Origin of the sequence: Sedimenticola selenatireducens, from assembly GCF_963675335.2 — a bacterium.
Classification (GTDB): domain Bacteria; phylum Pseudomonadota; class Gammaproteobacteria; order Chromatiales; family Chromatiaceae; genus Sedimenticola; species Sedimenticola selenatireducens.
Window position 1 is genome coordinate 97,854 of record NZ_CAXXYC010000003.1, and the last position, 11,574, is coordinate 109,427.

10 protein-coding genes are annotated in these 11,574 nt (G+C 57.8%); 7 read left to right on the top strand and 3 right to left on the bottom strand.

Features of this window, described 5'->3' with window-relative positions:
• The first annotated feature begins 87 nt into the window (after window positions 1-87).
• The 7 genes from ilvC to ACHZBF_RS04120 all read left to right on the top strand — a co-directional run bounded on the left by ilvC (window position 88) and on the right by ACHZBF_RS04120 (window position 7,689).
• The gene (gene ilvC / locus ACHZBF_RS04090; protein ID WP_029135046.1) at window positions 88-1,098 is read left to right on the top strand and encodes a ketol-acid reductoisomerase; all 1,011 of its coding nucleotides are present in this window, start codon (window positions 88-90) and stop codon (window positions 1,096-1,098) included.
• 157 nt (window positions 1,099-1,255) lie between these two features.
• Entirely contained in the window at window positions 1,256-2,047 is a 792-nt protein-coding gene (gene pssA / locus ACHZBF_RS04095; protein WP_051302749.1) for a CDP-diacylglycerol--serine O-phosphatidyltransferase, read from the top strand.
• A gap of 330 nt (window positions 2,048-2,377) precedes the next feature.
• A complete protein-coding gene (locus tag ACHZBF_RS04100; RefSeq protein ID WP_029135047.1) occupies window positions 2,378-3,922 on the top strand; it encodes a 2-isopropylmalate synthase in 1,545 nt (514 codons plus the stop codon).
• Window positions 3,923-3,939: 17 nt separating this feature from the next.
• Window positions 3,940-4,800, top strand: coding sequence for a uracil-DNA glycosylase (locus ACHZBF_RS04105; protein ID WP_029135048.1), 861 nt, complete (start codon window positions 3,940-3,942; stop codon window positions 4,798-4,800).
• 24 nt (window positions 4,801-4,824) lie between these two features.
• On the top strand, window positions 4,825-5,289 hold the full coding sequence (rimI, locus tag ACHZBF_RS04110) for a ribosomal protein S18-alanine N-acetyltransferase (protein ID WP_029135049.1): 465 nt from the start codon (window positions 4,825-4,827) through the stop codon (window positions 5,287-5,289).
• A 267-nt stretch (window positions 5,290-5,556) separates the two neighbouring features.
• Window positions 5,557-7,137, top strand: coding sequence for a peptide chain release factor 3 (locus tag ACHZBF_RS04115; RefSeq protein ID WP_029135050.1), 1,581 nt, complete (start codon window positions 5,557-5,559; stop codon window positions 7,135-7,137).
• Window positions 7,138-7,446: 309 nt separating this feature from the next.
• Window positions 7,447-7,689 carry a BolA family protein gene (locus ACHZBF_RS04120; protein ID WP_029135051.1) on the top strand — a complete coding sequence of 81 codons (243 nt, stop codon included), beginning with the start codon at window positions 7,447-7,449 and terminating at the stop codon, window positions 7,687-7,689.
• Between the two features lie 80 nt (window positions 7,690-7,769).
• On the opposite strand, the gene ACHZBF_RS04125 is transcribed toward ACHZBF_RS04120, so the two are convergent.
• From ACHZBF_RS04125 to ACHZBF_RS04135, 3 genes are all read right to left on the bottom strand, one after another.
• Window positions 7,770-9,275, bottom strand: coding sequence for a fumarate hydratase (locus ACHZBF_RS04125; protein ID WP_321527746.1), 1,506 nt, complete (start codon window positions 9,273-9,275; stop codon window positions 7,770-7,772).
• A gap of 109 nt (window positions 9,276-9,384) precedes the next feature.
• Window positions 9,385-9,627, bottom strand: a complete 243-nt coding sequence (locus tag ACHZBF_RS04130) for a hypothetical protein (protein WP_029135053.1) — start codon at window positions 9,625-9,627, stop codon at window positions 9,385-9,387.
• A 27-nt stretch (window positions 9,628-9,654) separates the two neighbouring features.
• A complete protein-coding gene (locus ACHZBF_RS04135) occupies window positions 9,655-11,475 on the bottom strand; it encodes a Na/Pi cotransporter family protein (protein ID WP_029135054.1) in 1,821 nt (606 codons plus the stop codon).
• Window positions 11,476-11,574 lie beyond the last annotated feature (99 nt).

An 11,574-nucleotide genomic window follows, 5' to 3' on the forward strand; every position in this document is an offset into this window, starting at 1 on the left:
CCGAATAGAATAACAACATTGAATAGACATGCTGGCTGGTGTGTCCCTGGATAGAAGCTATTTTTTGAAGGTACTACTGAAATGACCATGAACATCTATTACGACAAAGACGCCGACCTCTCTCTGATCCAGGGTAAAAAGGTCACGATTGTAGGTTACGGCTCCCAGGGCCATGCCCATGCCAACAACCTGAAAGACTCCGGTGTCGATGTTACCGTCGCCCTGCGCGCCGGTTCCGCCTCCGCCGTCAAGGCGGAGAATGCCGGGTTGAAGGTAAAGAGCGTGGAAGAGGCGGTCGCCGAGGCTGATCTGGTGATGGTGCTGACGCCGGACGAATTCCAGTCGGTACTCTACCGGGATCAGCTGGAGCCGCATCTGAAACAGGGTGCTACCCTGGCCTTCGCCCACGGATTTGCCATCCACTACAACCAGGTGGTGCCGCGCGCCGATCTGGATGTGATCATGATCGCGCCCAAGGCACCTGGCCATACCGTGCGTTCAGAATTCGAGCGTGGCGGTGGTATCCCGGACCTGATCGCCATCTACCAGGATGCCAGCGGTCAGGCCAAGGATATTGCCCTCTCCTACGCCTCCGCCATCGGCGGCGGTCGCACCGGTATTATCGAAACCACCTTCAAGGACGAGACCGAAACCGACCTGTTCGGTGAGCAGGCGGTACTCTGCGGTGGTGCAGTAGAGCTGGTCAAGGCCGGATTCGAAACCCTTACAGAAGCCGGGTATGCCCCTGAGATGGCCTACTTCGAGTGTCTGCACGAGCTGAAGTTGATTGTCGATCTGATGTACGAGGGCGGTATCGCCAACATGAACTACTCCATCTCCAACAATGCGGAGTATGGTGAGTACGTGACCGGCTCCAAGGTGATCAATGACGAGAGCCGGGCGGCCATGCGCGAGTGTCTGAAGAACATCCAGACCGGTAACTACGCCAAGCGCTTCATCAGTGAAGGTCAGTCCAACTATCCCGAGATGACTGCCATGCGGCGTCTGAACGCGGCCCACGACATCGAGGTGGTGGGTGAGCGTCTGCGCAGCATGATGCCGTGGATCAAGAAGATCGTGGACAAGTCCAAGAACTGATCTGATCACATCTGCTTGATAAGAACCGCAGGTTGCCGGTCGTGCAACCTGCGGTTTTTTGTTTGGGAAATTGCCCGGATTGGTCCGGCCGATTACTGTCTTTGCCTGATAACTCCTTTATAATCAGGCCAGTTTAACCAAAACAGGAAAGCAAGCCATGCCGGAGACCCCTCCGCAGCAGAAACGTAGCCGTGGCATCTATCTGTTGCCCAATCTGTTCACCACGGCTGCCCTGTTCAGTGGATTTTATGCCGTGCTGGCTGCCATGAACGGCAAGTTCGAGCATGCCGCCGTGGCCATTTTCGTGGCCATGGTGATGGACGGGCTGGATGGTCGGGTGGCGCGCATGACCAATACCCAGACCGCCTTTGGTGCCGAATATGACAGTCTCTCCGATATGGTGGCATTCGGACTGGCCCCCTCGCTGGTGATCTATGTCTGGTCCCTGAACAACCTGGGCAAGCTCGGCTGGTTGGCCGCCTTTATCTATACTGCCGGTGCGGCGCTGCGTCTGGCCCGTTTCAATACCCAGGTGGGCACGGCCGACAAGCGTTATTTTCAGGGTTTGCCGAGCCCTGCCGCCGCCGCCATTCTGGCTGGCAGTGTCTGGGTCGCCGTCGAATACCAGATCCAGGGTGTCGATGTCTCCTATCTGGCCTGCTTCATTACCCTGGCGGCCGGTCTGTTGATGGTCAGCAATGTGCGCTACAACAGCTTCAAGGAGATCGATTTCAAGGGCAAGATCCCCTTCATGACGGTCGTGGTGATGATGCTGGTGCTGGCGGTGGTGATCAGCCAGCCGCCGACGGTGCTGTTCGTCCTGTTCATGGTCTACGCGATCTCCGGACCGGTGTTGACCCTGCGCTATCTACAGCAACGCAGAGCGGAACGACGGGCGGCACAGAGAAGTGATACGCCGTCGAAACAAGAGGAGCATCCGGAAGAGTGAGGTGATGGCGGGATCACCCCGATATTGCGTAAGGTAAATATCCCAGCGCTTGGCAACAGGAAAACCTTGCGGTATATTCGAGCGAGATCCAGGTACAGGACACCGATGAAACCATTCAACGCACACTCTATCCAGCACACTGCCCAGCGGGCGGTCGTGTCTGTGCGTCCCCGCCACGCTCTCCTGCTGCTCTCCCTGCTGCTACTGCCCTGTGGGGCATAAAACGACACATGCCCTGGCGAGGGCCAAGCACGCAGACAAAACGAATTCAAGAATAGATGTAGAGGATGATTCAGCGCATGGGTGACTGGATCGATCCGGGAGCAGATGATGAGCAATCCAGACAAGTTATTTATATTTGATACCACCTTGCGTGACGGTGAGCAGAGTCCTGGGGCGTCCATGACCAAGGATGAGAAGCTGCGTATCGCCAAGGCGCTGGAAAAGATGCGGGTCGATATTATCGAGGCGGGATTTCCCATCGCCAGTCCAGGGGATTTTGATGCCGTGCAGACCATTGCCCGTACCATCAAGGACAGTACCGTCTGCGGTCTTGCCCGGGCGCTGGAAGCGGATATCGATCGGGCCGGAGAGGCGTTGAAGGAGGCCAATTCCGGTCGCATTCATACCTTTATTGCCACCTCGCCGATTCATATGCAGCAGAAACTGCGCATGACGCCGGACCAGGTGGTGGAGCAGGCGGTCTGGGCGGTCAAGCGGGCGCGCCGATACACCGATAATGTGGAGTTTTCGCCGGAAGATGCAGGCCGGTCCGAGATCGATTTTCTCTGTCGGGTGATCGAACAGGCGATTGCGGCCGGTGCCACCACCATCAATGTACCGGACACCGTAGGTTATAACCTGCCGCAGCAGTTTGGCGAGACCATCCGCACCCTGATCGAGCGTATTCCCAATTCCGACAAGGCGATCTTCTCAGTCCACTGCCATAACGACCTTGGCTTGGCGGTAGCCAACTCGCTGGCCGCCGTCACCCAGGGTGCGCGGCAGGTGGAGTGCACCATCAACGGCCTGGGTGAACGGGCGGGTAATGCCTCGCTGGAAGAGGTGGTGATGGCGGTACGCACCCGCCGTGATCTGTTCACCTGCGACAGCACACTGGACACTACCCAGATCGTCAATTGTTCACGCCTGGTGTCGGGCATTACCGGCTTTCCGGTGCAGCCGAACAAGGCAATCGTGGGTGCAAACGCCTTTGCCCATGAGTCGGGCATCCATCAGGATGGTGTGCTCAAGCATCGTGAAACTTACGAAATCATGCGTGCCGAGGATGTGGGCTGGAGCCAGAACCGAATGGTGATGGGCAAGCACTCCGGGCGGAACGCCTTCCGCACCCGGCTGGAAGAGCTCGGGATCACCTTTGACTCGGAGGAGGAGATTAATGACGCCTTCCGCCGTTTCAAGGACCTGGCCGACAAGAAGCACGAGATTTTTGATGAAGATCTGCAGGCACTGGTTTCGGATGCTGGTTTCAGTGCCGAAAATGAGCATATCAAGCTGATCTCGCTCAAGGTCTGTTCGGAGACCGGGGAGATTCCCAACGCCCGGGTGGTGCTCTCGGTGGATGAGCGGGAGATGTCGGGCGAGGCGAGTGGCAGCGGTCCGGTGGACGCCGCCTTCAAGGCGATCGAATCCATGGTCCAGAGCAACGCCGAGTTGCAGCTCTACTCGGTCAATGCCATTACCAGCGGTACCGATGCACAGGGCGAGGTGACCGTCAGGCTGCAGCGCAATGGCGGGATCGTGAATGGCCAGGGTGCCGATACCGATATCGTGATCGCCTCGGCCAAGGCCTATGTCAATGCCGTCAATCGACTGGATCAGGAGCACAAGGCTCACCCGCAGGGTGACGTCTAGCTCCTGAGCTGAACCTGATGAACGAAGCAGAGCGACGGGAATATTTGCAGGCCATGGGTATCCATTACTGGATACCCAGGTCCGCCTTGGATGGAGACGCTGCGGCATCGGGCGGCGCGGAGCAGGAGGCGGTTCCACCCGCCGCTCCACCTGTCCCGGTTGCAGCGCCAAAACCAGATATGACCGTTGCACGGCAGCGCCCGGCCCCGGACGAACCACCGCCCTGGCTGGATGAGGTGCCGCCGCCATCGAATGAGTATCTGCCCACGTTGGATCATGCGGAGCATGTCGGAGAGTTGGGCCCGGCCGGTCTCCTGGATGATGGGGTGAGCCAACTGGACTGGCCGGCACTCGCGGCCCGGGTTGCCCAGTGTCAGGCGTGTGAGCTGCACAAGACCCGAACCCAGACCGTGTTCGGGGTGGGGCGGCAGAATGCTGACCTGATGATCATCGGAGAAGCGCCCGGAGCCGATGAAGACCGAAAGGGTGAACCCTTCGTGGGGCGGGCCGGACAGCTGCTCAATGCCATGCTGAAGGCGATCGGCCTGCAGCGCGAACAGGTCTATATCGCCAATATCCTGAAATGCCGACCGCCGGGGAATCGGGACCCGCGGGCGGAGGAGGCCTTGAAATGTGCACCCTACCTGCAACGTCAGGTGGCACTGCTCAAACCAAGAGCCATCCTGGCTGTCGGCGCCGTGGCGGCGAGAAATCTGCTGCAGAGTGATGACGCCGTGGGGCGGTTGCGGGGCGGCCAGCATGAATATAACGGCATCCCCGTAGTGGTCACTTATCATCCGGCCTATCTGCTGCGCTCGCCGGAGCAGAAGGCCAAGGCCTGGCAGGACCTGCAGAAGGCTGCCCGGTTGGTTCAATGAACCGGTCGTTCTGAATTCGATCTCATGAGCGCCATACTCAGGGACCCGCTACTCCGGATTCGCCCGCTCAGGGAAGACGATATCGACGCCATTATGACGGTGGAGCATCGCTGTTACGATCATCCCTGGACAGCCGGTATCTTCCGGGATTCCCTGCGGGTGGGTTATGTCTGCTGGGGTTATTTTCTGGATCGGCGGCTGGTGGGATACGGTGTCATGTCGGTGGCTGCCGGTGAGGCCCATGTGCTGAATATCTGCACCGATCCCGAAATGCGTGGGCAGGGGCTCGCGCGCCGCCTGATGCAGCGCCTGATCAACCAGGCACGGGAGCGCGAGGCCGATACGGTTTTTCTGGAGGTGCGGGCCAGTAACCGGGTCGCCTTGGGGCTGTATGAGTCCCTGGGATTCAACGAGATCGGTCTGCGGCGCGGCTATTATCCGGCCGACAAGGGCCGGGAAGACGCCATCCTGCTGGCCAAGGCGTTGTAAGAAGCCGGATGTCGGGTTACGCCCTGCGGGCTAACACGACCTACGATTTTAATGCCTCGGTAGGTCGGATTAGCGCAGCGTAATCCGACGGTGGTGGCCGGTTAGTACAGCGGGTCCGATTGGGGCCCGGCGGTGTTATCTTCGACGCGCCCTGGTGGGGCATCGATGGTCGGGGCTTCCCCGTCGTCGGGTTACGCCCTGGCGGGCTAACCCGGTCTACGAATTGCTGTATAATCCCGCTTTTGTCAGCAAGCAGCAGATCCCCCCATGTCCGAACTTCTCAAGCAACTGCAACGGCGACGTACCTTCGCTATTATCTCCCACCCGGACGCCGGTAAAACCACCTTGACGGAAAAGCTGCTGTTGTTCGGCGGGGCAATCCAGATGGCCGGCACGGTAAAGGGGCGCAAAGCGGCCCGGCATGCCACCTCCGACTGGATGGAGATGGAGAAGGAGCGTGGTATCTCCGTCACCTCTTCGGTGATGCAGTTTGCCTACGGTAACGGCATTGTAAATCTGCTGGATACCCCGGGACATGAGGACTTTTCCGAAGACACCTATCGTACCCTGACCGCGGTGGACTCCGCGCTGATGGTGATTGACGTGGCCAAGGGCGTTGAGTCCCGCACCATCAAGCTGATGGAGGTGTGTCGCATGCGCGACACGCCGATTCTCACCTTCGTCAACAAGCTGGATCGGGAGGGACGGGATGCCCTGGACATTCTCGATGAGATCGAGGAGGTGCTGCAGATCAAGTGTGCGCCGGTCACCTGGCCCATTGGCATGGGAAAGCGGCTCAAGGGGGTATTTGATCTGCGTACCGAGACCACCCATCTCTTCTCCGCCACCCATGGGGGGAAGATCCAGGCCGGTGAGTTGATCGAGGGGCTGGACAACCCGCGCCTGGATGCGGTGCTGGGCGATATGGCGGAGGAGTTGCGCGAAGAGATCGACCTGGTGCGCGGCGCCAGTCATGCACTGGATCTGGATGCCTACCTGCGCGGCGAGCTGACTCCCGTGTTCTTTGGCTCGGCGATCAATAACTTCGGCGTCAAGGAGCTGCTGGATGCCTTTGTACAGTATGCCCCGGCGCCTCGTGCACGGGAGACCCGGCAGCGCCTGGTGGAGCCGGGGGAGGAGAAGTTCTCAGGTTTTATTTTCAAGATACAAGCCAATATGGACCCGGCCCACCGGGACCGCATTGCCTTTATGCGGGTCTGTTCCGGCAGCTACAAAAAAGGCATGAAAATGCACCATGTCCGTAGTGGCAAAACGGTGCAGATCAGCAACGCCATTACCTTCCAGGCCGATGAGCGCAAGCATGTGGAAGAGGCGTGGCCGGGCGACATCATCGGCTTGCATAATCACGGCACGATACAGATTGGTGATACCTTCACCGATGGCGAGGAGCTGAAATATGAAGGCATTCCCTATTTTGCCCCCGAGCTGTTCCGTCGCGTCGTACTGAAGGACCCGCTGCGTCTGAAGGCATTGCAGAAGGGGGTGCTGCAGCTCTGCGAGGAGGGCGCCACACAGGTGTTCCGGCCGTTGAAGAATAACGACATGATCCTGGGTGCGGTGGGCGTGCTGCAGTTCGAGGTGGCGGCCCACCGGCTGAAGGGGGAGTATGGTGTGGAGGCGATCGTCGAGCCGGTAGGCGTCAACACCGCCCGCTGGGTGGAGTGTGATGATCCCAAGATGCTGGAGCAGTTCCGCGCCAAGGCCCACGAGAACCTGGCACTGGATGGGGATGACCAGCTGGTCTATCTGGCACCGACCCGGGTCAACTTGAGCCTGGCCGAAGAGCGCTGGCCAAAAATCCGCTTCCTGGCGACCCGGGAGTTGTAAATAGCCTGGATCAATGACCAATGGGCGAGTTATTCGACCGTCAAAATGAATCACCTGTAGGAGCGGCGCGGCGCCGCGAATTCGGCCCGGGGTGGGCCTCCTGCAGTGGGTATTTTAAAAGACCAGGCAATGCGGCAATCTCCCTGTTGGCGTATCGCCTGGTCACCAGGACTTTTCGCAATGCCTGCTCGGGCTTGGCGAGAAATTAATATAGTTGTAGGTCTAGCCGTAATACACCTGCCGGATACCGGTTAAAGCAACCGCTTGCATGCGCTATGATCGGCTGAGAATTTTTACGAGGTAGCAGTGATGGAAATTGAAGCAATTGTCAATCTGATCGAGACCGGGTTGCCGGGCTGTCAGGCCCAGGTGACCGGCGACGGCAGGCATTTCGAGGCGGTGGTGATCAGCGAGGAGTTTGAGGGCAAGAGTCCGATTCAGAAACAGCGGATGGTGATGGCCACGGTCAAGACTCAACTGGAGAGCGATGAACTGCACGCCCTCTCCATCAAGACCTATACCCGGGATCAGTGGCAGACTCTGCAGGGATAATCTGCATCGCTCGTGGCTAAAGCCGCTTCTGCGGTAATGAATCCGCTGAAGCGGCTTTAGCGACTAAACCTGTAAGCGGCTCAGAGTTTACCGATTTTTACCCGCCACTCGGCCGGTCCGCTCTGATGTACCGAGTTGCCCTGGGTGTCCACGGCGACCGTCACCGGCATGTCCTCCACCTCGAACTCCCGAATCGCTTCCATGCCCAGGTCTTCGAAGGCCACCATCCGTGATGAGCGGATTGCCTTGGAGACCAGGAACGCCGCACCACCCACTGCCATCAGGTAGATCGCGCCATGTTTCTTGATTGCTTCAATGGCTGTCGGGCCGCGCTCCGCCTTGCCAACCATGCCCATCAGGCCCATTTCACCCAGCATCATGTCGCTGAACTGATCCATACGGGTAGAGGTGGTGGGTCCGGCCGGGCCCACCACTTCGTCGCGTACCGGGTCGACCGGGCCGACGTAATAGATAAAGCGGTTCTTGAAATCGACCCCTTCGGGCAGGGATTCCCCCCTGGTGAGCATATCCTGAATCCGCTTGTGGGCCGCATCCCGTCCGGTCAACAGTTTGCCGGAGATCAGCAGGCTTTCGCCCGGTTTCCAGCCAGCGATCTCTTCCTTGGTCACCTTGTCAATATTGACCCGGCGGGCACCACCGCCTTCCAGGCTGATCTCGGGCCAGTCCGAGTGCCTGGGCGGTTCCAGCACGGCCGGGCCGCTACCATCCAGGGTGAACTCGACATGACGGGTGGCGGCGCAGTTGGGGATCATCGCCACCGGTAGCGAGGCGGCATGGGTCGGATAGTCCCTGATCTTGACATCCAGGACAGTGGTCAGGCCGCCCAGCCCCTGAGCGCCGATACCCAGGGCGTTGACCTTCTCGAACAGTTCCAGACGCAGCTCTTCGACCCGGTTGCTCGGGCCCCGTTCCATCAGTTCATGGATGTCGATGTGTTCCATCAAGGACTCTTTGGCCAGCAGCATGGCTTTTTCTGCCGAACCGCCGATGCCGATGCCCAGCATACCCGGCGGGCACCAGCCGGCGCCCATGGTGGGGACCGTGTTCAATACCCAGTCGACCAGGCTGCCCGAAGGGTTGAGCACGGTGAACTTGCTCTTGTTTTCCGAGCCGCCGCCTTTGGCCGCCAGGCTGATCTCTAGCGTGTCGCCCGGCACAATCCGGGTGTGAATCACCGCCGGGGTATTATCCCGCGTGTTGGTGCGGGCACCGGCCGGGTCACTGACCACGGAGGCGCGCAACACATTGTCCGGGTTTCCGTAACCCTGGCGCACACCTTCGTTGACCATCTCTTCCAGGCTCATATCGGCATCCCACCGCACGTTCATGCCCACCTTGAGAATGGCGGTGACCATGCCGGTGTCCTGGCAGATCGGGCGATGACCCTCGGCGCACATTCTTGAGTTGACAAGGATCTGGGCCATGGCGTCTTTTGCAGCGGGTGACTCCTCCTTTTTCCAGGCGGCGGTCAATGCCTTGATGTAATCGGCCGGGTGGTAGTAGGAGATATATTGCAGGGCATCCGCGATGCTCTGAATCAGATCGTCTTGCTTGATAGTGGTCATGGCTTGTCCCAGATGAGGTGGTTATCTGAGGCGCCATTATACCGTTAGATTGGCTCGGAAGGGTAAAAAACAGCCCTAAAATGGACGATTATCCAATAACTCAACAGAACTACTTCAGCTCCTTCAGTACCGCGATCCCTTTTCTCCGCTGAGCTCGCAGGATGTCGAGTTCCCTGGATAGCTGCAGCTGCCTGGCCGGATCGTGCTCATGCTCTATGCGCTTTTTCAGCTTATGCTCTTTTTCCCGCAACTGTTTCAACACTTCTCGCATCTTTTCACGTTTTTTGCGCAAACTGCGCTGATCAAGACTGAGGTAATCCGCCAGTTTCTGCAGTAGTTTTTTTCGTTTCATATCGGGTTATTCCGGGATCATTTGGGTCTATTGCGCGGTCTTTTCGACCTGCTCCCTGTCGGATACTGCCTGGAGTTCATTGTCATCCAGGGCAATCGTTCGCACGGCCTGTGCCAAGTCCCTGGGGCCGGACACAAGCAGGGTCTGGGCAGCCTGTATCAGGTTCTTGGCGATACTGTGGGTGTAGTGACTGTCATTCAGTAGCGATGTGCCCTGCTGCGGCAAAATACTCCGTCGTCTTATCTTGTCAATCAGTGATGAATTGAATTCATCGTGCGTCTCCTTGACCAGCAGCTTCAATGCGTCGAGTGAGAGAATGGATGTGTTACTCTCATCCGCCAGTCTAATCTCTTCAAGTTGCCGGATGATTACAGCCAACTGGCTGCGTAACTGGTCGTAGGCGTGGCGCATCGGTTTGTTGTCTGAGTTAATAAACCGGATCATGTTTTTCTGCAGGTGCTTGACATCCTTGATTGCCTCGACCATATGCTGATTGGCTTCCCGCAGGTGATGCAGGTCGGCGGACTGCTCCATCTGCCAGGAGAAATCGACCCGACTGATGAAGGCGATTATTTCGCTATAGAGCCCCTTGATGCTGCGTTCATAAGCAGCATCAATATCGAGCATGGTCAGCTTTTTCTGTGCCTCGGCCACTTCCATCAGGTCCAGTGTGGAGAGTACCTCGGGTCTTCTGAAACCCAGCGCGTGTATCAGGATGCCCTGGGCATTGTCATAGACATGCAGCGACTCCTGCAGTACTGCCTTGACGGCCGTTTCCGGGAAATCAATGGCGGAGTCGGTGAGATATTTGGGCTGGTCAATCTCCGACTTTTTCTCCTTGATGGTCCGTTCCAGGAGATTCACCAGCGGCCTGATCAGGGGTGTCATGACCAGCACGCCGATGAGATTGAACAGGGTGTGGAAAATCGCCAGCTTCAGGGTGAAGTCGTTTTCTCGGATACCGCTGAGCAGGCTGATTTCATCAACGGCATAAATCAATTGATGGACAAACAGGATGGCAATCAGGCCGGTCACCAGGTTGAACATCAGGTGTGCCCCGGCCAGGCGACGGCCCTGTGCATTGGCGCTGATAGCACCGAGTATGGCGGTAATGGTGGTGCCGATATTGGCGCCGATGGCCAATGCCAGCGCGTTTTCGTAGGTGATCTGTTGTGCCGCCAATGCAGTGATAATGAGTACCAGCGTGGCGTGACTCGATTGCATGACAACGGTGGCGAAGGCACCGATCAGGGTAAAAAGGAACAGGCCGGGATAGCCTTTGACAGCAAATTCGGCCAGGTTGATGGTTCCCCTGAATGCCTCAAAGCCCTCCTTCATGTAATGGATGCCGAGAAACAGGAAGCCGAGACCGACCAGGATATAGCCGAACCCATTCAGGTTTTTTGCCTTCTGGAATATCAGCAGTACACCGAATACCAGCATCGGCATGGCATAGGCGGCGATATTGACTTTCAGCCCGAACCCGGCGATCAACCAGGCACCGGTCGTGGTGCCAAGATTGGCCCCGAAGATGATCCCGATGCCGGCCACCAGAGTCAGCAGACCTGCACTGAGAAAGGAGATGGTAATGACCGATACCAGTGAACTGGATTGCATGATGGTGGTGGAGACGATGCCGAAAACGAGACTTTTCCAGTGACTGGATGTGGTCCTGTTGATCAGCCGCTCCAACACGCCGCCGGTAAAATTGCGAAAGCCCTGCTCGAGGGAGAGCATGCCAAACATGAAGATGGCGACGCCGGCGGATATCTCCTTGAAATCCTCACTCAGCCAGAATCCGTAGGCCAGGATAAAGAAGATGGTGGGAAGTAGTATTTTTTTCAGCATAGACCTGCCAGATGGGCCGGATTATTGTATTTGTTTTGTCCGAATCAATAGAGAGTATATCCATTAATGAAAAAAGCCGGTAATCCCTGATGCGGGATT